This window comes from Rhodococcus sp. KBW08, assembly GCF_003852455.1.
Classification (GTDB): Bacteria; Actinomycetota; Actinomycetes; order Mycobacteriales; family Mycobacteriaceae; genus Rhodococcus_F; species Rhodococcus_F baikonurensis.
Genome location: NZ_QAJJ01000016.1, coordinates 162,782 through 189,505 on the forward strand (window position 1 = coordinate 162,782; position 26,724 = coordinate 189,505).

A 26,724-nucleotide genomic window follows, 5' to 3' on the forward strand; every position below is an offset into this window, starting at 1 on the left:
GCGCTGATCGTCACAACGCTGTGTGGGGGTGGTCGTAATGGATACCGACAAGAGGATCGATCCGCTGACCGGATCGCGAAGCCTGCCGGCGGGAGCGTTCCCCCTGTCAGCGGTGCAGCGCAGTATGTGGTTCGCGCAGCAACTTCACCCGACTGTCCCGTACTTCATCGCGCAGTACATCGAGTTCCACGGCGATCTGGACATGCAACTGCTCAGTCGCGCCGCAGTGGAGGCTGCCCACGAGTTCGAATCGCCGTTTCTACGGTTGATGTACCCGGACGGGGAGCCGTGCCAGATCGTGGACTTCACGATCGACCCGGGCATCGACTACTTCGACTTCCGCGAGCGTGAGAACCCTCGGCAGGCTGCGTCGGAGTGGATGGACAACGATTACGCGACGACGCTCGATCTGACTCGCGATCGTCTCGTCGAGATGACAATTCTCCAAACTGGTGATCGGGATTACCTGTGGTACACCAGAATTCATCACGTCGCTCTCGACGGATACAGCGGAATGACGATCGTCAATAGGATTGCGGCGATCTACACCGCAGCCGTCGAAGGTCGAGAGCCTGCGGTGAACAAGGCACTCGACGTCATGACGCTGTCCGAACTCGATCAGAAGTACCGAGAATCGAGTCGGTTCGAAGCCGACCGCGAGTACTGGGCCCAGCGAGTGGCGGGCGTCGAACACGGTTCGACGTTGGCGACCCGCGAGGGACCCCCGACCGCTCGGAGTGAGCTCGTCAGCGCCTCGATGTCGACGGAAAGCCTTGCCGCGTTGGACGAATGGAACTCGCGTTCCGGGGCGACTCCGGCGGCGGTACTGATTTCAGCACTGGCGTGCTACCTGTCTCGCAACACCGGCTACGGCGACGTTCTGATCAACTTGCCGGTTTCCGCGAGGACGACGGCCCCGCTGCAACGGTCCGGCGGCATGCTGGTCAACGTCGCGCCACTTCACATCCACGTCGACCCCGACGAAAGCGTCGACGACCTGGTCGGGCGGGTCCAACTCGAACTTCTCGGTGCGCTTCGTCATCAGCGATGCAGCCTCGAGGACATTCGACGTGATGCCGGTCTGACCGTCGGCGACGCGCGTCTGTCCGGTCCGATGATGAATGTGATGCTCTTCCGGCAAGAGATAACCCTGGGGCCGCTGACCGGTGAATATCACATCGTCACGTCGGGTCCGGTCGAGGATCTGCTGGTCAACGTGTACCAGAGCGGCGATCCGGCGCAGACGTTGATCGATTTTCGCGGAAACCCCAATCGCTACGGTCACGACGAACTGGCCGAACATCACCGGGCGTTCACCGAGTTGGTCGCAGAACTGTCAGCAGCACCGGCCGGCACGCCGATGAGCCGAATTCATCCGGCAAGCGCCGAGGCCGGGGCACGCAGCGCGCGGCGGAGGGAAAACGAAAGGTTCTGGGCTGGATATCTGGGGGACGCCGACGAGGGCTCCATCCTGGGGCTCGAGCGAATCGACGCAGAATCGGAGCCCACCGGCGCGACTCGGCTGAGCGTCCCGCTCGATCCCGCGGTCGCCACATTCGCGCGTACGGAAGGTGTTTCACTCTTTGCCGTTGTCCACGCGGCATTTGCGGCATTGTTGTCGAGATCGACCGAGCGCCGTGACGTGTTGATCGGAACGAGGACCGAGTGGGGGACTTTGCCTCTGCGCTGCGAGGTCGATCCGGAAGCGTTTTTCGACGAGTTCGTGAGTTCTCTCGCTCGAGAACGCGAAACGTTGGTTCTTCGATCGGCAGCAGGTGTCCCCGAGCTGCCCGAGTTGCACGTCCATCTCGACGACGGCTCGCAGGAGACAGCGATTACCGGCATCGATGTGGCGATCGGGGTCCACGCGGATACCGGCGCCCTCGAGGTTGCATACTCCACGCAGCACTACGCCGAATCCACGGTCCCAGCCTTCCTCTCGCGACTGGTACGCATCCTTGCCGGCGCAGCAGCAGCCCCGCGAACGCCGGTCGGAGACCTCGATCTTCTCGACGAGTTCGAGCGTGAGTCCCTGGTACCGGCACGGGGAGCGACCGCGTCCGCCCCGTTGACCCTTCCCGACATCCTCCGCCGGGCCGCGGCTGTGAACCCCGATACCCCAGCGCTCGTTTTCGGTGATCGTGAGATGAGCTACCGGGAACTCGACGCCGAGTCGAACAAACTCGCCCGCGAACTGATCGACAGGGGAGTCGGCCCCGGCACCTATGTCGCCCTTGCGCTGTCGAGGTCGATCGAATCCGTGACCGCGACGTGGGCGGTGGCGAAGACCGGCGGTGCCTTCCTTCCGATAGATCCGCACTACCCCGAAGATCGTATTCGGCACATGCTCACCGATTCGGGAGCTGTTGTCGGAATCAGCGTGGGGGAACACCATGCAGGGCTCGCCGATTCGGTGGACTGGCTGCTTCTGGACGAATTCAGCACCGACGAACCGAACACATACCGCTCGGATGCACCGGTCGACGACTCCGAACGTCGCTCCCGGGTGCGCTACGACGACCCGGCGTACCTGATCTACACCTCGGGATCTACCGGCGTCCCCAAAGGCGTCGTGGTCAGTCACCGTGGACTGAGCAGCTTCGCCGACGAAGAACGAGTCAGGTTCGGAGTCGAACCAGGCGACCGCACCCTGCATTTCTCTTCGCCGAGTTTCGACGCCTCGGTACTGGAACTTCTCCTTGCCTTCGGCGGCGCGGCGACGATGGTGATAGCGCCGCCCACCGTGTACGGCGGCGACGAACTGGCCCAGGTGATGCGCGTCGGCCGGGTCACCCACGCCTTCGTCACCCCGGCCGCGCTGGCTACAGTCGATCCCGCCGGCCTACCGGATCTACGAGTGGTCGTGACCGGCGGCGACGCCTGCTCACCCGCGCTGGTAGATCAATGGTCACACGGACGCTCGATGTTCAACGCGTACGGACCGACCGAAACCACCGTCGTCGCCACCCTGACCGGACCATTGAGCAGCGATGTTCCCGTCACCATCGGAAAGCCGATGCGCGGCGCCGCAGCCGTCCTCCTGGACTCGCGGCTTCAGCCGGTGCCGATCGGTGTCGCCGGAGAGCTCTACGTGAGCGGTGTCGGCTTGGCGCGCGGATACCACGCGCGTGCCACGATCACGGCCGAACGATTCGTGGCCGACCCCAACGGTGCTGCAGGAGAGCGCATGTACCGCACGGGTGACCTCGCGCGGTGGAACGGCGACGGTGAGCTGGAGTACCTCGGCCGGAGCGACTTCCAGATCAAGATCCGCGGTTTCCGCGTCGAGCTCGGCGAGATCGACGACGTACTGCGCCGCCACCCGAGCGTCGCGCAGGCCGTCACCGCCGGAGTTGCGGGCCCGAGTGGGGAAACACTGTTGGCCGCGTACGTCACAGCGGTTGCGGGCACACACATCGACAACTCCGAGTTGATCGCCCACGCGAGATCCTCGTTGGCTCCCCACATGGTTCCGTCGAGGATCGTCGTCCTCGATTCCATTCCGCTGACTCCGGCAGGAAAGATCGACAGGAAAGCGTTACCGGACATCGACTCGGCGGGCGGCTCGGCCGAATACCGTGCCCCCGAAACCTCGACCGAGAAGCGCATTTCGGCGGTGTTCTGCGATCTGCTCGGCATCACCCGCGCAGGAGCAGACGACAGTTTCTTCGACCTCGGCGGTGACTCGTTGATCGCGACCCGCGTCGTGTCGCGGGTGAACGGAGCGCTCGGAACGACGCTGAGCGTTCTCGACCTCTTCGAGGCGCCGACCGTCTCCGCTCTCGCTGCACGTGCCGACCTCGCGGACTCGCGGAACACACGTGCCCCCGCATTGACGCGTATCGATCGCCCTGACCGGATACCGGTATCTCTGGCGCAGCAACGAATGTGGCTGACCAATCAACTCGATCCGAGTTCGCCGGCGTACAACATTCCGATCGCGGTTTCGATGACCGGCGACCTCGACGTCGACGCACTGTTCACCGCACTGCGGGACGTGATCGTTCGGCACGAGGTCTTGCGGACCGTTTTCCCCGAGAGCGCTCGTGGACCGGTACAGCACGTTCTCGGTGTGGACGAGATGTTCGATCATCTCGAGGTCGAAACGGTGCCGGCCGCAGCGGCCGCAGCGCGGGCGAGTGAACTTGCGCGAGAGGGATTCGACGTCAGTGAATCGGTGCCGATCCGCGCCACTCTGCTCGAAGTGAACGAACGTGAGCACACCCTGGTCCTCGTCGTGCACCACATTGCAGCGGACGGCCTGTCGATGGCGCCGCTGGCTCGTGACGTCATGGTCGCGTACGCCTCGAGGGCGAGCGGACGCGTTCCGGCGTGGCTGCCACTCGAAGTGCAGTACGGCGATTTCAGCGAGTGGCAACGCGGTGCGCTCGGCGAAGCGTCCGACCCGGATTCGATTCTGGCGGAGCAGTTGCGGTTCTGGTCGCACGCCCTCACCGACCGCGGGGAGCTCGCGGAACTTCCGATGGATCATCCGCGGCCGGCGGGCGTCTCACTGCGCGGGGGCAATCTCGATTTCCGGATCGACTCCGCGACGTACCGCCGCGTCGCCCAGATCGCGGCGCGCAGCGATGTCAGCACGTTCATGGTGATCCACGCCGCACTGGCCGTCCTGCTCAGCCGAGAATGCGGAGCGAACGACATCACGATCGGCACTCCGGTGGCCGGGCGGAGTGAGCGCGCCCTCGACGACGTCGTCGGGATGTTCGTCAACACCGTGGTGCTCAGGACCGTTCTCGACGGCGGGCTCACCTTCGGTGAAGTTCTCACCCGTGTCCGCGACGTCGACGTGGCGGCCTTGCAGCACACCGAAGTCCCGTACGACGTACTCGTCGAATCCCTCGCAGAGCGCCAGACGCCGCTGTTCCAGGTGATGCTGGTGATGCAGGGCGCCGCTCCCACCGAGGTCACTTTGCCCGAGCTCGAGGTCACGGTCGACGAACTGTCCACGGGCGCGGCAAAGTTCGATCTTCAGGTCATCCTCACCGATCGCGGCGACCATCTCGACGGCCAGATGAACTACGCCAGTCAACTTTTCGACTCGGACACCATGTCGGGCCTGGCCGATCGTTTCACGATGCTGCTCGACGCGGTAGCTGCGCATCCGGACTCCGTCGTCGGCGACGTCGACCTCACAGCTCCGGGCGAGGCAGAACTGGTCCTCGAGCGGTGGAATGCCACCGAGCACGCGGTACCGATCACTACCCTGGCCGACCTGTCGGCAGAGCAGGCAGCCCGGACACCCGAGAAGGCCGCGCTGATCTTCGGTGAGCGAACGCTGACGTATGCGGAGTTCGACGCGAGGGTGAGCGATCTCGCCAGAACCCTCATCGGCCGAGGCGTCGGCCCGGACATGCGCGTCGCGGTGTCGATTCGCCGGTCTCCGGAACTACTCGTCGCGGTCCACGCCGTGATCCGTGCCGGTGCGGCATACGTCCCGGTGGACCCCGATCATCCCGCCGAACGCATCGCGTACGTCTTCGACATCGCGGAACCCGTCTGCGTGCTGAGCAGGCCCCAGGACCACGGAGCTTTTCCCTCGCGAGTCCCGATCGTCGACGTCGATCTCGATCGTCAGGTGTCCACGACGGCGCCGATCACCGACGCTGATCGGGTCGGACCCCTCCACCCGGACAATGCTGCTTACGTTATCTTCACGTCCGGATCGACGGGTCGGCCGAAAGGTGTTGCAGTATCGCACCGTTCGATCGTCAATCGCCTGCTGTGGATGCAGGACACCTACCCACTTCACACGTCGGACGTGGTGTTGCACAAGACTCCGGTGACCTTCGACGTCTCGGTGTGGGAACTGTTCTGGCCCCTGCAGACCGGCGCGCAGTTGGTGATCGCGGAACCGGAGGGGCACCGAGATCCCGGATACCTGTCGGCGTTGATCGCGGAAAAGGGCGTCACGACGGCGCACTTCGTTCCGTCGATGCTCGCGGAATTCGTCGCTGTCGCGACTGCCGGGCAGTGCGCGAGCCTGCGTCAGGTGTTCTGCAGCGGTGAAGCTCTTGCGCCGACCACTGCGGAGGCGTTCACCCGTCTGAGTTCTGCAGGATTGTTCAACCTGTACGGCCCCACGGAGGCTGCCGTCGACGTCAGCGCCGCCGAATTCACCCCAGACATGACCGTCACCGTTCCCATCGGTGCGCCCGTGTGGAACACCCAGCTCTATGTCCTCGACGGGCGGCTGCATCCCGTTCCGGTCGGCGTTCACGGCGAGCTGTACCTGGCGGGAGTACAACTGGCGCGCGGATACCTCGGGCGCAGCGATCTGACCGCAGACAGATTCGTGGCCGATCCGTACGGCCCGTCGGGCACCCGGATGTACCGCACCGGTGATGTCGTCCGGTGGCGCGCCGACGGGCTGCTCGACTACGTCGGTCGACGCGATTTCCAGGTCAAGATCCGCGGCCAGCGCATCGAACTCGCCGAGGTCGAAGCAGCGTTGCTCAGGCTGCCCGGCGTCGCGCAAGCTGCTGCTCTCGTCCATCACGACGACGTCGTCGGTGACAGCTTGGTCGGCTACGTCATCGCAGCGACCGGCACTTCGATCGACACGGACGGCCTACGCACCGAGTTGAGAGGTCTCCTTCCGGCCTACATGGTCCCTGCAGTGGTCATCGCCCTCGACGTGTTCCCGCTCGGCTCGACCGGCAAGCTCGATCGGAAGGCTCTGCCCGCGCCCAGCTTCGACAGCTCGCAGACGTATCTGGCGCCGCGAACACCGCTCGAAGCGCAATTGGCGGCGATCTTCGAAGAGCTTCTGGAATCCGGGGCAGTCGGTGTTCACGACAACTTCTTCGAGATCGGCGGAAACAGTCTCGTCGCTGCCCGCGCGGTGGCGCGCGTGAACGATTCGCTGTCGTTGAACCTGTCGATCAGAGAGTTGTTCGACGCGCCGACCGTTGCACAGTTGGCGGTCGAGTGCGCCACGGCGCGAGGGGGACCGGTAGTCCTTCCGCTCGAGGCCTTGCCGCGGCCACAGACGATCCCGCTTTCGCTGGCACAAAAGCGCATGTGGTTCGTCAATCAATTCGACGTCACGTCCGCGGCATACAACGTCGCCATTGCGATCAGGCTGAGAGGCCGGTTGGACGTTGCCGCGTTGGAGGGCGCGATCACCGACGTGCTTACTCGCCACGAATCGCTGCGCACGCTGTTTCCCATGATCGAGGGAGTGCCGGCGCAGGTGATCGTGGAACCCGGTGAAGCGTTGGGTGCGCTGCCGGTGGTGGCCGCGAACACCGAAGCGGTGCTCGGGGAGATCGAACGTGTCGCCTCGAGGGGCTTCGACGTGACGCAGGCTCCGCCGATCAGGGCGGAACTGATCGAGGTCGACCCAGAAGATCACGTCCTGACTGTGGTCGTCCATCACATCTGCGCCGACGGATTCTCGATGGCACCGTTGGCGTTCGACGTGATGACCGCGTACTCGGCACGGCATCGAGGTGAGGCGCCCGACTGGTCTCCTCTTCCAGTCCAGTACGCGGACTTCGCTATCTGGCAGGAGAGGGCTCTCGGTCGGATCGACGAATCGGACAGCACTCTTGCCGGTCAGCTCGAGTACTGGACACGTCAACTGGCGAGTGTTCCCGAACTTCTTGCGCTCCCCGCAGATCGACCGCGGCCGCGTGTACAGGATCTCTCGGGCGGCGTCGTTCGATTCGACATCGATGCCGGCATCCACCGTCGTCTGAGCGAAACCGCGATCGAACACCGAAGCAGTATGTTCATGGCGATACACGCCGCATACGCAGTGCTCGTGGCGAGGTTGTCCGGCATGGAAGACATCACGATCGGCTCACCGATCGCCGGGCGCGGAAATGCCCTCCTCGATCCGATGGTCGGTATGTTCGTCGGCACATTGGTGCTTCGCGCCGACGTCGACCCGGCAGCCTCGTTCACCGATCTGTTGGCCAGAGTTCGCAGCACCGACCTCGACGCCTTCGCTCATGCAGACGTCCCCTTCGAGCGCGTCGTCGATGCGCTGGCTCCGGAGCGGTCGACTTCGCATTCACCGTTGTTCCAGGTGATGCTGGAGTTCAAGAACACCAGTCGACCAGCGGTTCGTCTGACGGACCTCGACGTCGAGGTCCTCGAACTCGAATCCGCCGTCTCGAATTTCGATCTGCAACTCACGCTTGCCGAGAAGTTCGACGAGGAAGGCAGGCCCGCGGGAATCGAGGCCGGGTTCACCTATGCGAGCGCCCTGTTCGACGAGTCGACCGTCGAAGGTTTCGCTCGATATCTGATTCGGATCCTCGGTGCGGTGACCGAATCACCGCACACGCCGGTCGGCGACATCGATCTCGTGGTCGACACCGACACGATCAGCGTCGTGTCTGCACCGGAACTTCCCGACCAGGTTCACTTCTCGACGTTGCTCGAGCGGAAGTACGTCGACGAACCGCAAAGACCTGCACTGATTTTCGGCGACCGACATCTGACGTACTCCGATCTGGACCGCCGCGCCAATCGGCTTGCACGACTGTTGATCGGCCGCGGGGCAGGTCCGGAATCCGTTGTCGCCCTGGCATTGCCACGCTCACTGGACTCCGTGGTCGCGATCTGGGCGGTTGCTCGGACCGGCGCCGCATTCGTACCCGTCGACCCGGCGTACCCCGTCGACCGCGTACATCACATGATCAACGACTCGGGAGCGGGCGTCGTCCTCACCACCGCCGAGCATGTGGGTGTCGTCCCCGACGAGGCAGACGCAGTTCTGCTCGATCAGGCCGAGACACTGGCAACCCTCGAACAGTTCGGAGATCAGCGGCTGGAGGCCTCGGAACTGTCGGGAACGGTCTCTCTGGACAATCCTGCCTATGTCATCTACACCTCCGGTTCCACCGGCGTCCCCAAAGGCGTCATGGTCACTCACCGTGGGCTTTCGGCACTCGCCGAACAGGAACGTAGTCGATTCGGAGTGGAATCGACCTCCCGCACGCTGCATTTCAGCTCACCGAGCTTCGACGCCTCGATTCTCGAACTCTTGATGGCTGTTGGTGCCGGGGCCACGATGGTCATCGCTCCACCGAGCATCATCGGCGGAACCGAACTGACGAGCCTGATCGCCGACCAGCACATCACGCACGCCTTCATCACCCCCGCTGCTCTCGCTACAGTCGATCCGAGCGAACTGAACGAGCTGGTCTGCATCGGAACGGGTGGCGACGTCTGCCCGCCCGATCTCGTCGCCGCCTGGGTCAGTGATCACCGGATCATGATCAATGCCTACGGACCGACCGAATCGACGGTCGTCGCCAGCATCACCGAGCCGATGTCCCCGGCCGATCGAGTGACGATCGGTCGCCCGTCGAGAGGCATCACGGCGTGGGTCCTCGACAATCGCCTACACCGCGTCCCGGTCGGAGTCACGGGGGAGCTGTACGTCAGCGGCGACGGACTCGCCCGCGGTTACCGCAACCGCGCCGGCACCACCGCCGAACGATTCGTGCCCAATCCCGCGGGCAGTGCCGGCTCGCGGATGTACCGCACCGGCGACCTCGCCAGGTGGAACAAGAACGGCGAACTCGAGTACCAGGGCCGAGGCGATTTCCAGGTCAAGATTCGTGGATTCCGCATCGAACTCGGCGAGATCGAAGCAGTTCTGGCTCGTTACCCCGGGGTCGCGCATTCCGTGGTGACCACGCTCGAACGTGACGGAGGCGCCGCGCGAATCGTCGGATACGTCGTGCCCGCCAACGATGCTCAGACTGTCGATCCCGAGGCCGTCATCGCGTTCGCAGGCTCGGCTCTGGCCCCGTACATGGTTCCTGCGGCGGTGGTCGTGCTCGACGAACTGCCGATGACTGCCAACGGAAAGCTCGACCGCCGAGCCCTGCCGGTTCCCGACCTGCGAGCAACCCAGGCACGCTCGCGGGCTGCCGAATCCGATACCGAGCGCACGCTGGCCGCCTTGTTCGTCGATGTCCTCGGTGTCGAATCGGTGGGCGTCGACGACTCGTTCTTCTCGATGGGCGGCGATTCGATCATGTCGATTCAGCTCGTCGCCCGTGCCCGCGACGCCGGGCTCGTGTTCACCCCGCGTGACGTCTTCGAGGTGAAATCGGTCGCCGGTCTTGCGGTTTTGCTGGCATCGACCAAGGACGACGAACCCGAGGTGCTCGAAGAACTTCCCGGAGGCGGGGTTGGCCACGTGCCGTTGTTGCCGGTGGCTCAGTGGTGGCTCGACCGGCTCGGCTCCGATCTCCAGGGTCTCGATTCGTTCTCCCAAGCGACTCTTCTCAATGCGCCGCTAGGGCTGCACAGCGTGGAGCAGTTGACCGCAGCGCTTCAAGTCGTTCTCGATCGTCACGACATCCTTCGCGCGCGTCTCGAACTGGACGGCGAGCGCAGGCTCGTTGTCGACGACCCGGGATCTGTTGCAGCCGAGGACATCTGCCGGGTGATCGAGGTAGAGGCCGAGCCGGGCACCGCAGTGTTCGACGCGGCGATCGTCGCTGCTCTGAGTGGTGCGCGCCGAGAACTCGACCCCGTCCGGGGCGAGATGGTGCGGGTCGTCTGGTTGTCCGGCGTACGCAACACCGGCCGGTTGCTGCTGGTGATCCACCACCTCGCGGTGGACGGCGTGTCCTGGCGCGTGCTCGTACCGGAACTTGCGTCGGCATTCCACCGCATCGATGCCGGTGAGGAGCCTGAGCCGTCGTACCCGGGTACGTCGGTCCGTCGTTGGTCGTATGCGCTCCGTGACATCGCGCCAGGCCGAAGAGTCGAATTGCCCCGGTGGCGTTCGATCCTCGAAGGTGACGATCCACTGATCGGAACCCGGCCACTCGACCCGCGGCTCGACACCTTCCACTCGGTCGGCAGAGTCGTCGCCGACGTGCCCGCCGAACTGTCCGACACAGTCCTGACAACCCTTCCAGCGCTCTTCGGTGGATCGGTCAACGACGGTCTCGTTGCTGCGCTCGCACTGGCACTGACGCAGTGGCGACAGGCAAGGGGCACACGAACCGACAACGTACTCGTCTCGATGGAGGGTCACGGACGCGAAGCTCACGTGGTGCCCGGTGCGGACGTCCTACACACGGTCGGCTGGTTCACGAGTGTCTTCCCGATGCGGATCGACCTCGCCGACATCGACATCGCGAACGTGATGCGCAGCGGCCCCGAGGCAGCGGTGGTGCTCAAGCGTGTCAAGGAAGAACTGTTGGGAGTTCCGGACAGCGGCATCGGGTACGGAGTACTGCGTTACCTCGACGAGGTGGGTCGAGCGGATCTCGAACACCTCCGCCAACCGCAGATCTCGTTCAACTATCTCGGTCGTTTTTCCGGCACCGAACCAGGAGAGTCGCTGGGGGACTGGGCACTGGCCCGTGACGTCGACCTGGAAGGGGTAGCACAGTCCGACATGCCCGTGGGCTCGGTACTGGACGTCAATGTCGTTACCACCGAAATCTCGGGTGCACCACACATCGGTGCCACTATCGCCTATCCCACTGACGTGCTGGCAGAGCGCGATGCTCGCGCCATCGCCGAACTCTGGGTGCAGGCGTTGCGCGCTCTGGCCACGTTCGCCGAGCAGAGCGAACGCGGCGGCCTCACACCGTCGGACATCGACCTGATCGACCTGGACCAGGAGTCCATCGACCGCCTCGAACGCGAGTTCCCGACGCTGACCGACGTCTGGTCCCTCTCGCCGCTGCAATCCGGACTGCTGTTCCATGCGCGCTACGCAGAACACACAGTCGACGCGTACACCGTCCAACTGGCGCTCGAACTCGACGGCGTCGACGCGTCCCGGTTGCACCGCGCCGCACAGGCGTTGCTCGACAGACACGAGAACTTGCGCGCGGCCTTCACGACCGATACCGGTGGGCGATCGGTGCAGGTGATCAGCGCCGACGTGGACGTGCCGTGGACCGAGATCGACATCTCTCCGCTGGCTCCCACCGAACAGGCAACCGAGATACGCGAACTCCTCCATGCGGATCGGGTGCGAGGCTTCGACATGGCTACGCCGCCCTTGCTGCGGTTCCTGCTTCTGCGCACCGGAGACGACGCGTACCGGTTGATCCTGACCAACCACCACATCCTCCTCGACGGATGGTCGATGCCATTGCTGGTCCGTGACCTGCTGACCCTCTACGCCACCGACAGTGATCACAGTGCCATCCCACGTGTGCACCCCTACCGGGACTATCTGAGCTGGATCAGCACTCGCGACGACAGTGTGTCGATCGAAGCCTGGGGCGAAGCACTCCGCGGACTCGACGACCCGACACTGCTCACCGGAACTCACGCCGTCGACGAGGACGGCGCTACCTCACGCTCGACCACCACAGCCCTCGGAGAACGTGAGACGGAACTTCTGCGTGGATTCGTCCGCTCCCGTGGCCTGACGACAGCCTCCCTGATCCAGGTGGCCTGGGGAATCGTGCTCGCCGAACTCCTCGGCCGCGACGACGTAGTCTTCGGTGGAACCGTCTCCGGAAGACCACCCCAGGTGTCGGGCGTCGAGTCGATGGTGGGTTTGTTCATCAACACCGTCCCCGTCCGAGTTCGTCTCGACCCGCGAGAGTCACTGGCAGCGCTGTGCATTCGCGTCCAAGCGGAACAGGCGCGGTTGTCCGATCACCATCATGTGGGGCTTTCGCACATCACTTCGGCAGTGGGAGCCGCTGCATCGTTCGACACCCTGACTGTCTTCGAGTCGTATCCCGTCGACCGCGGTGGACTCTCCTCCGGCACCGACATCGCCGGAATGCACGTTCTCGACGTCCACGACGCCGAGGACGCCGCGCACTATCCACTCGCGATCGTTGCCTCCGCGGCAGACGGGCGCTTGCGGCTCAAGTTCGAGTATTTCCCGGGGGTCCTGGGCGATCACGACATCGACGCGATCGCGGACCGGTTGCTGCGCACCCTCGAGCTGATCACCGCACAACCGGATCTCCCGCTGGCGAAGCTGCGCCTGATGCCGGATTCGCAAGTGCAGCAATTGGTTCCCGCGCGAGGACAGCAAGGCCGCTCGGTCAGGACCCTCGATCGCATCTTCACCGACACCGCCGGCAGATTCCCCGAACGGGTCGCACTGTCCTGTGGTGAGAGAAAGTTGACGTACCGAGAACTGGACGAGGCGTCGAATCAGTGGGCGCGCGTGCTGATCGCGGAAGGCGCCGGCCCGGATTCACGGATAGCGATCTGTGTGGAACGTTCCTTCGAATCCGTCGCGGCGGTCTGGGCGATCACCAAGACCGGCGCCGCCTTCGTGCCGATCGATCCTCGCTACCCGAGTGACCGGATCTCGTTCATGCTCGAGGATTCGGCATCCGCGCTCGGATTGACCACTGCAGCCCACACACCCGGCGACGGCGGTGCGACGACGTGGATTGCACTCGACGACCCGAACAATGTCACTCGCTTCGCCGGTATCTCCACGGCGCCGCTACGTGCGGACGAGCGGCGAGGAACCCCACGGCTGGAGAACACCGCCTACCTCATCTACACCTCGGGCTCGACCGGACGACCCAAGGGCGTCGTCGTCACCCATACCGGACTCGAGAACTTCGCCGACGAACAGCGTCATCGCTACGGCCTCACGGAGCATTCGCGCGCACTGCACTTCGCCTCGCCGAGCTTCGACGCCTCCGTCCTCGAGTATCTGCTCGCCTTCGCCGTCGGCGGCGAACTGGTCGTGGCTCCCACCACCGTCTACGGAGGAACCGAACTGGCCGACGTTCTCCGTGAGGGACATGTCACCCACGCGTTCGTCACGCCCGCAGCGCTGACGTCGGTGGATCCCGAGGGAATCGACGAACTGACCACCATCACGGTGGGCGGCGAGGCACCCTCGGCAGACCTGGTGCGCACCTGGGCGCCGGGAAGATCGTTCGTCAACGTCTACGGACCCACCGAAACGACCATCTCCTGCAACCTCAGCGACCCGATTCCGGCCGGCGAGAAGGTGTATCTCGGGCCGCCGAACCGCGGATTCAGTGAGGTCGTCCTCGATCGCAGACTTCAACCGGTTTCCGTCGGAGTTCCCGGCGAACTGTATGTCGCCGGAGTCGGACTCGCGCGCGGCTATCACGGGCGCTCACCGCTGACGAGCGAACGATTCGTCGCGAACCCGTACGGCGAGCCGGGGGAGCGGATGTACCGCACCGGCGACGTGGTGCGCTGGCGCAGTGACCGCACCATCGAATACCTCGGACGCAGCGACTTCCAGGTCAAGATCCGCGGATTCCGTATCGAACTCGGTGAGGTCGACACGGCGTTGGGTCAGCTGCCAGGCGTCGAGTACGCGGTCACGTTGGCGGTGCGCGGACCCTCCGACGAGCAGGCTCTGGCGGCATACGTCGTCTGTGACGACGAACGCCCGGTAAGCGCCGAGGACGTCCGAGCAGCGGCACGGGAAGTACTGCCGGCACACATGGTGCCCGCGAGCGTCGTCGTGCTCGACGAACTACCACTGACCGGCGTCGGCAAGGTCGATCGGGCTGCACTTCCCGCGCCTCGTTTCGACACCGATGCCGAAACACTCACCGCACCTGCCACCGAGCTCGAACGGCTGGTGGTGGGCGTTTTCGAGGACGCGCTCGGCGTGTCCCCGATCGGCGTCGACACCCACTTCTTCGACGTCGGTGGAAACTCCCTGACCGCGACCCGCGTCATCGCCCGCGTCAACGCACTCCTCGGCACCGACATCGGCGTTCGAGGATTGTTCGAATCCCCGACAGTTCGGCAGCTGTCGCGTCTGGCGGAGAGCGTCGGCCGCGGCGAGCATCCCAGACCACCGTTGACTCGGCGATCTCGCCCGGACCCACTGCCCGTGTCGTTGGCACAGAAGCGGATGTGGTTCCTCAACCAGTTCGACGTGACGTCCCCTGCCTACAACGTTCCCCTGGCTGTACGCCTCGACGGCGACCTGGACTTCGCCGCATTGCAGGACGCGGTAGCGGACGTACTGGGTCGCCACGAAAGCTTGCGGACGACGTTCCCCTCGATCGACGGACAGCCGGTGCAGCAGGTGATGTCCAGCGAGGAGGTCGTGCCGATCCTGGAGCCGGAAATCGTCACTGCTGCACGAGTGTCCGATCGAATCCTCGAACTGGCCTCGGCAGGCTTCGACGCCTCGGCCGAAGTTCCGATCCGCTGCGCGGTCCTGCGTGTCGACGGGGACCCACGCAGGCACGTACTCGTTATCGTCGTCCACCACATCGTCGCCGACGGGTTCTCGATGAACCCCCTGGCAGCGGACGTGGCAGCGGCCTATGCGGCCCGTAGCGCCGGCAGTGCGCCGAACTGGTCGGAACTGGCCGTGCAGTACGGCGACTTCGCTGTGTGGCAGCACGAAGTGCTCGGCTCCGAGGACGATCCGGACTCCGCCCTGACCCGTCAGCTCGACTACTGGAAGGACCGCCTCGCGGGACTGGGCGAGCCGATCGCGCTGCCGACCTCGTCCGCACGTCCGGCGAAGCCGACCATGGTGGGCTCGGTCCACCGGTTCGCTGTATCGCCGCAGATCCATCGAGCGCTGACCGATCTGGCCCGCGAGCACGGCAGCACCATGTTCATGGTCATGCACGCGGCCCTGGCAGTACTCGCAGCGCGCCTGGCTGATACGGAGGACATCGCCATCGGTACACCCGTCGCCGGACGCGGAGAGGCCGAACTCGATCACCTGGTCGGAATGTTCGTCAACACTCTCGTGCTGCGGACACAGATCGAGCCCGCCGCGACGTTCGAGGACGTACTCGCCCAGGTTCGCGAGGGCGATCTCGGTGCGTTCCAGCACGCAGACTTGCCCTTCGAACGGTTGGTCGACGCGCTCGACCCGGAACGCTCGACGTCACACACTCCGTTGTTCCAGATCCTCATCGAGTTCCGCAACAACGCGCTACCGAAACTCGAACTGCCAGCACTGTCGGTCTCGGGAGTCGAGTTCGACCTACCCGTCGCCAAGTTCGATCTGCAACTCTCGGTCACCGAGCGTTACGACGCGGATGGCGGAACCGCTGGAATCGACGCCGAATTCATCTACGCCACAGACCTGTTCGACGGTGAATTGATCGAATCGTTCTCACGCAGACTGCTCACCCTCCTCGAGGTGGTCTCCCGAGAGCCGTCGACTCCTACCGGTGACATCGACGTCGTGGGCGCCGACGAGCGTCGACAGATGCTGACCGAGTGGAACACTCACGCCGAACCGGCTCCGGCCGACAACATCGCGGACCGATTCTTCGAAGCTGTTGCAGCACATCCGTCGTCGACCGCCGTCAACGACAGCGACGCTGCAATGACGTACGCCGAACTGGACGGGCGCGCGAACCGCCTGGCGCGGCTACTGATCGGCCGCGGTATCGGTCCGGAATCCGTGGTTGCCGTCGCGATGCCCAGAACCACCGATCTCGTGCTCGCGCTCGTCGCCGTCATCAAGACCGGTGCGGCATACCTGCCGGTCGACATCACCTACCCGGCCGAGCGCATGCGCTTCCTCTTCGACGACGCGCGGCCGGTATGCCTGGTCACGACCGGAGACTTCCGAAGCGACCTTCCTTCGGAGATCGTCGAATCCGGCATCGACATCGTCGAACTCGGATCGCCGGAGATCGCGGTACGCCTCGATCACTCCGCGCCCCATCGCATCACCGACGCGGACCGGACCACACCACTTCTGCCCGACTCGATCGCGTACATCATCTACACCTCCGGATCCACCGGGCGCCCCAAAGGCGTCCAGGTCAGCCACCGAAACGTGCTGACCCTGATGGACAACACATCCCCGACGTTCGGATTCGACAACACGGACGTGTGGACGATGTTCCACTCGTACGCATTCGACTTCTCCGTCTGGGAGCTGTGGGGTCCGCTGCTGCACGGTGGCCGGTTGGTCGTCGTCGACTACTACACGACCAGATCGCCGGACATGTTCCACGAACTGCTCCGCCGTGAGCGAGTGACGGTGCTGAACCAAACACCCACCGCCTTCTACCAACTCGCCGAAGCCGATCGCGCGTACTCACCGAACGGTACGGACCCCGACCTTGCACTGCGTTACGTCGTCTTCGGTGGAGAAGCGCTCGATCTCGGGCAATTGCGCAAGTGGTACGACCGTCGCGCGGACACAGCGCCGACGCTGGTCAACATGTACGGGATCACCGAGACGACAGTGCACGTCAGTCGAATCGCGCTCGACCGCAACGACAGCGAGCATGCATCGGCGAGCATCATCGGGCGAGCCGTACCAGGATTGTCCGTCTACGTACTCGACCGGCGACTGAACTTGGTACCACCAGGCGTCGTCGGTGAAATGTACGTCGCCGGCGATCAGGTGACTCGGGGATACCTCGGGAAACCCGCATTGACTTCGGTGCGGTTCCTTCCCGATCCATTCGGTAGTTCGGGGGATCGAATGTATCGGAGCGGGGACCTGGCGAGGTGGAACGACGCGGGGCAGTTGGAGTACGTGGGCCGTAGTGATTTCCAGGTGAAGGTGCGCGGTTTCCGCATCGAACTCGGAGAGATCGAAGCCGCAATGCTCCGCTGCCCCGGCGTCGCGGCCTCGGTGGCACTTGTTCGCACGGAGGGAGCGTCACCGCGGATCGTCGGGTACGTGGTCGCCGAAACAGGCAGTACCGTCGATTCAGCGACGGTGACCGACTTCGTCGCCGCCGAACTCGCGGAGTACATGGTGCCCACCGCGATCGTCGTCCTCGAGTCGCTTCCGCTGACAGTCAACGGAAAGCTCGACCGACGCAGCCTCCCGGCTCCGGACTTCACAGTGACCGGAACAACGGAGGCGACGCGAGCACCAGCCACCGCTACCGAAGCGGTCCTTGCCGACCTCTTCGCGGAAGTACTGGGGCGGGGCAATATCGGAGTGGACGATTCGTTCTTCGGTCTCGGCGGCGATTCGATCATGTCGATTCAACTCGTCTCACGGGCGAAGTCCGCAGGTCTCGTCTTCACTCCGCGGGACGTCTTCGAAGCGAAGACGGTTGCCGGACTCACCAAGGTGCTCCTTGTCGAATCATCGGAAACCACACCGGTTCTCACGGAAGTGCCGGGCGGGGGAGTCGGTATGCTACCGCTCACTCCGATCATGGAGTGGCTCGTCGAACGCGGTCGCGGTGACCTGAGCACGATCCGCAGTTACAGCCAGAGCGCACTGATCGCACTGCCGTCAGACGTGTCCGGCCCCGCGCTGGAGCGAGCACTGCAGACGATCCTCGATCGCCACGACGTGCTGCGGGCGCGCCTGGACGCCGCCACTCACCAACTCGAGATCCGCGAACCCGGCACCGTCGCAGCCTCGGACGTCCTGCGCCGAACCCCTGTCGTGTCCACCAGCGGGAACGAATTCGTCCGCGCAGCAGAAGCCGCGATGCAGGACGCGTCCAGCCGACTCGATCCCGAACACGGCACGATGATCAGCGCAGTCTGGTTGGATCCCGTCAGCGCGAACGGCAACGGGCCCGAGGCGGGACGGTTGCTCCTGGTCCTCCACCACCTCGCGGTCGACGGCGTGTCCTGGCGAATCATCGTCCCCGGCCTGGTCACCGCATATGCTTCGGCGTTCGAGGGCGACACTCCGATACTTCCGCCTGGCGGAACCTCGATACGTCGCTGGGCGACAGCGCTCGCCGAGACCGCCGCGGATCGACGCGACGAGATCGACCTGTGGTCGAAGATGCGGACCGACGAACCACTGCTCGGGACGCGCGGGCTCGACCCCGCCGTCGACGTCGGAGCGACAGTCGACCGCATCAGCGTCGACGTACCGACCTCGGTGACCGAAAACATCATCTCGACCGTGCCGCAGCATTTCGGTGGCTCGGTGAACGACGGACTGCTCGCAGCTCTCGCGATTGCCGTCACCGCCTGGCGTCGATCGCGCGGACAGCGCAGCGGGGAAGTGCTCGTCAATCTCGAAGGACACGGACGTGAGGAGAACGCTGCACCGGGCGCCGACCTCTCGCGCACGGTCGGCTGGTTCACCACCCTGTTCCCGGTGCGAATCGACCTGACCGGGCTCGACGTCGTCGACGCGCTGTCCGGTGGATCAACCGCCGCCTCAGCCGTGAAGCTCGTCAAGGAAACGCTGCTCGACCTTCCCGACAACGGAATCGGCTTCGGCATCTTGAAGTACCTCGATCGAAGCGAGGAACTGAGGGCGCTGCCCACGCCGCAGATCTCGTTCAACTACCTCGGACGTTTCGCCGGCTCGGATCCCGAGCACGGCGAAGTACCGTGGCTGCCGATCTCGGAGGTGACCCTCGACGAAGCGCACAGCGGAGAGCTTGCCGCCGCGTCGGTGCTCGACATCAACGCCGTCACCACCGACACCGCACAAGGTCCGATTCTGCGCGCTACATGGTCTTTCCCTCGCGGCATTCTCAGCGAGGCCGAGGTCGCCGAACTGGCGGAGCTCTGGGCCCGAGCACTCGGCGCGCTGAGTGACTACGTGGACCGACACTCCGAGCGCGAACTCACGCCTACCGATCTCGATCTCGTCACCACAGATCAACAGAGCATCGAACAGCTCGAGCGCAGATTCCCCGACCTGACCGACGTCTGGTCACTGTCACCCCTGCAGTCGGGCATGCTCTTCCACGCCCAGTTCGACGAAACCGAAATCGATCCGTACATGGTGCAACTGACGCTCGAACTCGGCGGACGGGTGGACTCGTCGCGGTTGCGCCGCGCGTCCCAGGCCTTGGTCGACCGTCATCCGAGCCTGCGCGCGGGGTTCGTCTCCGCGCCGGGAGGTCGGGCGCTGCAGGTGATCCGTTCCGGTCTCGAGATCAGCTGGGCCGAGATCGACCTGTCCGGGGCCGAAGACGGTGAACTCGCATTCGGTCAGCTGCTCGAACGCGACCGCGCTCATCGTTTCGACATGGAAACAGCCCCACTGATCCGGTTCATGCTCGTGCGAATCGGACCGGACACATCACGCTTCGTCGTGACGAACCACCACATCCTGCTCGACGGCTGGTCAACCCCGCTGTTACTGCGAGACCTGCTGACTCTCTACGCAACCGACGGCGACCCCGAGATTCTGCCCAGAGTTCAGTCGTATCGCGACTACCTCACCTGGATCTCGAAGCAGCACCCCGACTCGTCGCTGCGCGCATGGCAGGAAGCGCTACGTGGCGTGGACACATCCACCCAACTCTCGCAAGCGAGCACGGCCGCCGAAACCGTTGCCAGTGACATTCACTCGTACTCGCTGCCGACCGAACGGGCCCAGACCCTTCGCGCGTTCGCGCGAAGCCGTGGACTGACCATGGCGACCCTGGTCCAAGTGGCCTGGGGAATCGTGCTCGCCGAACTCCTCGGCCGCGACGACGTCGTCTTCGGTGGAACCGTGTCCGGACGCCCACCACAGGTGTCTGGTGTGGAATCGATCGTCGGCCTGTTCATCAACACAGTGCCCGTACGAGTCCGCCTCGACGCCCGAGAAACCCTCGCGGAACTGGCCATTCGCGTCCAATCCGAGCAAGCGTCACTGCTCGACCACCACCACATCGGACTGTCGGACATCGCGGGAGCAGTGGGCGCCGCGGGTTCCTTCGACACACTGACGGTATTCGAGTCGTATCCCGTCGACGAGGCAGCCCTGACCGCCGACACCGACATCGCGGGAATGCACGTTCTCGGCATCGACGGACGCGACTCGGCGCACTATCCGATTGCCGTTGTCGCGTCGGAAAGTGACACGCTGAACCTGAAGATGGAGTACTTGCCGACGCACTTCTCCGCCCGCGAAGTCGCGAAGATCACCGAGCGCGTGGGCATAGTCCTCGAGCAACTGGCCTCGGCACCGGATCAGCCGCTGGCCCGCCTGCAGGTTCTCACAGAGTTCGAGAGCCGTGATCTTGCGCCGGTCTTCGGCTCCCCGGGTCGCTCTGCTCGCACGCTCCCGGAGATCCTCGCCGACGTCTCCGCCACCTATCCCGACCGCATCGCGCTCTCGGCCGGCAGCCGGTCGATGACCTACGCCGAACTGGACCGGCGCTCGAACCAGTTGGCCAGAGCCATGATTCGCCGCGGCGCCGGGCCCGAGACGTCGGTAGCCATCGGCATCGAACGGTCGGTCGAATCAGTACTCGCGGTGTGGGCAGTGGCCAAGACCGGCGCGGCATTCGTACCCGTCGACCCCACCTACCCGGCCGACCGAATCGAACACATGCTCAGCGACTCCGAAGTGTTGTTCGGGTTGACGGTCGTCGACGCCATCGACACATTGCCACCCATCGTGTCCTGGTTGGTGCTCGGAGAAGAAGCATTCGACGACGACGTCGCCACCAGTTGCACGCTGCCGATCACCCAGGACGAACGGCGTGCACCGGTAGTCATGGACAACGCCGCGTACGTGGTCTACACCTCGGGATCCACCGGCCGACCCAAGGGAGTCGTCGTCACTCACACCGGACTCGACAGCTTCGCGCTCGACCAGCAACGTCGATTCCACGCCGATCAGCACTCTCGGACCCTGCACTTCGCCACCCCCAGCTTCGACGGAGCCATCTTCGAGTACCTGCAGGCATTCGGTGTCGGAGCAACAATGGTGATCGTCCCGACCGACATCTACGGCGGCGCCGAACTGGCAAGTCTGATCCGCCGTGAACACGTCACTCACGCGTTCGTCACCACTGCAGCGCTCGCCACCGTCGACCCGGCCGGTCTGGACGAATTCCGGCACGTCGTCGTCGGGGGAGAGGCTCTACCGCCGCATCTCGTCGGTCTGTGGGCTCCCGGACGAGAATTCGTCAACGCCTACGGCCCGACCGAGACAACCGTCATGGCCGACATCAGCGAACCCATGACGGTGGGCGCACCCATCACGATCGGTGGCCCGATCCGCGGTGTGCACGAGATGATCCTCGATTCGCGCCTGCAACCTGTACCCGTCGGAGCTCCCGGTGAGCTGTACATCGCCGGCATCGGCCTGGCTCGCGGATACCACCGGCGTCCCGGCCTGACCAGCGAACGATTCGTGGCCGACCCCTTCGGCAAGCCAGGCGACCGGATGTACCGCACCGGTGACATCGCCTCCTGGCGAAGCGATCACACCATCGAATACGTCGGGCGCAGCGACTTCCAGGTCAAGATTCGCGGATTCCGTATCGAACTCGGCGAAGTGGACGCCCAGATCACCGCAATGGCGAGTGTCACGAACTGCGTGACACTCGGCGTCGACGGACCGGCCGGCGCAACAGTTCTCGCTTCGTACCTCACCGTCGAGGAAGGATCGACGCTGACCGGCGCAGAGATCACCGCGCACCTCGCCGGACGTGTTCCCTCGCACATGGTTCCGGCAAGCATCATGATCGTCGACGAGCTACCGCGCACCGCGGTCGGCAAGCTCGATCGAAAAGCCTTGCCGACCCCGGAGTTCACCGGAACCGGCGTGGAATTCCGGGCTCCCGGCACCAGTCTCGAGCGTCGGATCGCCGATGCCTTCATCGATGTACTCGGCGTCGAGCGGGTAGGCGTCGACGACAACTTCTTCGAGCTCGGCGGCAACTCGCTGATTGCCACTCGCGTGGTCTCGCGGCTCAACTCCGCACTGAACATCGACGTCGGGGTGCGAGTGCTCTTCGAGGCGCCGACGACAGCGCAGCTCGCCGAACGGCTTTCCGACGCTGTCACTGCCGTCGGCACTGTGCCGCTCACTCCCATGGAGCGCGACGGTAACGTCCCGCTCTCGTTGGCGCAGAAGCGTATGTGGTTCCTCAACCAATTCGACACGCGCTCAGCCGCGTACAACATCCCACTAGCTGTTCGCCTGACCGGTGACCTCGACGTCACCGCCATGCAACAGGCGATAGCCGACGTCGTCGAGCGGCACGAAACACTGCGGACCGTGTTCCCCGCCGTCGGCGGCGATCCGATTCAGAAAGTGCTCACCGCCGACGAGGCAGTACCGCCGCTCCGTGAAATGACCGTGGGGGAGCACGAACTCTCAGAGCGCATGCAACGACTCGCCACAACCGGCTTCGACGTGTCGGTGGACCTGCCGCTACGCGTGGCACTCTTCCGACTCGACACCGGTGAACCCGTTCACATTCTGTTTGTCGTTGTCCATCACATCTGCGCCGACGGTTCGTCGATGGCGCCGCTCGCACGCGACGTGATGACGGCCTACCTGGCGCGTACGGCTGGGACCGAGCCCACGTGGGCACCACTCGAAGTGCAGTACGCAGACTTCACGTTGTGGCAACATCGCGTCCTCGGGTCGGAAGACGACCCGGAATCTGTCATCAGTCGCCAATTGCGCTACTGGAGCGAGCAACTCGCCGGACTCGACGACGTCATCGCACTGCCCACCGACCACCCGCGGCCCGTGCAACAGACCTTCCACGGTGACCGATTCACCTTCGACATCGACGCGAACACCCACCGCGCCCTCGCGGACCTCACCAGGGCAAACGGTGTCACGATGTTCATGGCACTGCACGGCGCGCTGGCCGTGCTGATGTCCAAGCTGTCGGGCGCCGACGAAGTCACCATCGGCACACCGATCGCCGGCCGAGGTCAGGCAGCACTCGACCATCTCGTCGGAATGTTCGTCAACACGCTGGTCCTGCGCACCAGCGTCGATCCCGACATCACGTTCGCCGAACTGGTGGAGCACGTCCGGGAAATCGACCTGGCCGCATTCCAGAACTCGGACCTGCCATTCGAACGGCTCGTCGACGTCATCAACCCCACCAGATCCACGTCGTACTCACCGTTGTTCCAGGTCGCCCTCGAACTTCAGAACAACGAACCCGCACATTTCCACCTACCGGGCCTCGACATCGAAGGCCTGACCGTGGAAACCAAATTCGCGAAGGAGGACCTGGAACTGATCGTCGACGAGAAGTTCGACGAGTTCGGCATCCCGGCCGGGATGTCCGCAGCCTTCGACTTCGCAACCGATCTCTTCGAACCCGCCACCATTCGGCGGTTTGCCGACCGACTTCGCCTGATCCTGGGCGCGGTCGGACGCGAACCGGCGACACGCATCGCTGACATCGGCATCCTCGCCGCCGACGAAACAGCGGCTCTGGTGCCGGCATCCGGTGCAGCCGCGACTCGAGCACGGGTGTGGCCGGAGATCCTCGCCGAGGCAGTCGCGTCCAACCCGGATGCGCCGGCCCTCTCGAGTCGAGAGAGGTCGATGACCTACCGCGAACTCGACGACGAATCGACGAAGCTGGCGCGAGCGCTGTGCCGGCGCGGTGTCGGACCCGAAGACTTCGTGGCTCTGGGTCTGCCGCGGTCCACGGCGGAGATCATCGCCATCTGGGCGGTCACGAAGACCGGAGCGGCATTCCTGCCCGTAGACCCGAACTATCCCGACGACCGCATCAACCACATGCTCGACGATTCGCGGGCCGTACTCGGCATCACCGACGACGCTCACCGCAGTCAACTTCCCGACACTGTCGAGTGGATGGTCCTCGACGCAGCCGAGACCGTCGACGAGATCGAGCACCAGAGCGCCGCCGCGATCACCGATCGCGACCGGACGATCCCTCTGCATCACGGCCACCCCGCTTACCTGATCTACACCTCGGGTTCGACCGGGAAGCCGAAGGGCGTCATCGTCACCCACCTCGGGTTGTCCAACCTCAACGCCGAAGAACATCAGAGATTCAACGTCCAGCCCTATTCGCGAATCTCGCACTTGGCATCACCGAGCTTCGACGCCTCCGTCTTCGAACTCATGATGGCGTTCGGCAGCGGTGCCTGCTTGGTCGTCATCCCACCCACGGTCTTCGGCGGATCCGAGTTGGCCGAAATCTTTGCCGACGAACACGTCTCACACGCGTTCATCACGCCGACCGCACTCAGCTCCATCGAAAGTTCCGCGCTGCCCGAACTCCGCGTGCTCGCAGTCGGTGGCGAAGCCTGCCCACCCGAACTCGTGGACATCTGGGGCCGCGACCGTCGCATGTTCAACGGATACGGACCTACCGAATCCACGATCCAGGCCAGCGTCAGTGAACCCATGCGGCCGGGCAAGGACATCAACATCGGCCGACCGGCCATCGGCTTTGCCGGCCTGGTCCTCGACGGGCACCTCAAGCCCGTGCCAGTGGGAGTCATCGGGGAGCTGTACGTGACCGGCCCCGGACTCGCCCGCGGCTACCACAATCGTCCCGATCTCACCGCTGACCGATTTGTCGCCGATCCGTTCGGCGACCCGGGCCAGCGCATGTACCGCACGGGCGACCTGGTGCGCTGGCGCTCCGACAGCACCCTCGAATACCTCGGCCGCAGCGACTTCCAGATCAAGGTCCGCGGATTCCGCATCGAGCTCGGCGAAATCGACTCCGTCCTGATGGCACACCCATCCGTCTACTTCGCCGCGACACTTGGGCACGAAGCGCCGTCGGGGGAGACGATGATCGCCTCCTACATCCAGCCCGTGGACGGACAGACCGTCGACGACTGGGAGCTTCGCCGCCACCTGTCTTCTCGCCTGCCTGCGCACATGGTTCCCGGCGCGATTGTCGTCGTCGACCGCATTCCGGTGACACCGGTCGGCAAGCTCGACCGCAAGGCACTGCCGACCCCGAGCTTCGAGCGTCGTACGGTCCCGTACGCACCGCCGACAAACGACACCGAACGAACGGTCGTCGACATCTTCGAGACCGTGCTCGGCCACGAGCACATCGGCATCGACGACGACTTCTTCGAACTGGGTGGAACGTCGATCGTGGCCACTCGCATCACCATCGAACTCGAGAAGCGCCTCGGGATGCGCGTGCCGTTGCAATCGCTTTTCCTGGACCCGACACCTGCCGGTGTCGCCCGCGCGGCCGACGGAATGGACGCACACTCGCCGGACGATTCGTCGGATCTGCTCGCCCCGATGATCACGCTGCGTGCCGGATCCGATCGTGCACCACTGTTCTTCGTCCATCCGGGTATCGGATTGTCCTGGGGTTATGCAGAATTCGTCAAGCACCTCGAGCTGGATCAACCCGTATACGGTCTTCAGCTACCGTCCCTGAGCGGCGGGCCCAGCTTCGACTCTCTGACCGAACTCGCCGACGACTACGCGAATCGCATTGCGGCCGTGGCATCGACCGGCCCGATCCATCTGGCCGGCTGGTCGCTCGGCGGCGTCATCGCACACGCCGTGGCGCACAGCCTTACTCGCACCGGCCGTGACGTGACGCTGTCGATCCTCGACAGCTATCCGTCGTCGGATTCCGATCAGCCCGCAGAACTCTCGGTCTCCGAACTACTGGCAGGGCTCGCGATGCCCGCGGGATCCAAGGCCGTCGAGAGCTTCGAAGAAGCGGCGGAATTGCTGGAGCAGACCCTTGGCGCCGGAATCGGAATCGAAGCGGAGCATCTAGCGCGGATCAGTCGCGGTTACTCCCACTCCGTCGAATTGACGAATCGGCACCAACCGCCTGTCCACCGTGGAGACGTCGAGTTCTTCGTAGCCGGAAGATCTACGGAGAACGGACACGACGTGGCCGAATGGCGACGGTTCGTACAAGGCGACATCCGAGTCACGGAAGTCGATTGTGAACACAACAAGATGATCGAACCGGGCCCGGCGGCAACCATAGCTGTACGATTGCGAGAAGTTATCGCTCAGTGGGGTGTCTGAACCAGGTTCGACATGGGTATGAGTGAAACACACAGGGTGATGGACCCCGGGTGGGTCCGGACGAGGGGAAAACGTTGAAACTGCGAACCAGACGCGTGTTTACCGGATCG

General features: G+C 64.4%; 1 protein-coding gene. It reads left to right on the forward strand.

From position 1 onward, the window contains the following. The first annotated feature begins 37 nt into the window (after nt 1-37). Nucleotides 38-26,614: a non-ribosomal peptide synthase/polyketide synthase gene (locus DBV08_RS19760; protein ID WP_124568578.1), complete on the forward strand. Its 26,577-nt coding sequence runs from the start codon at nt 38-40 to the stop codon at nt 26,612-26,614. Nucleotides 26,615-26,724: the final 110 nt, after the last annotated feature.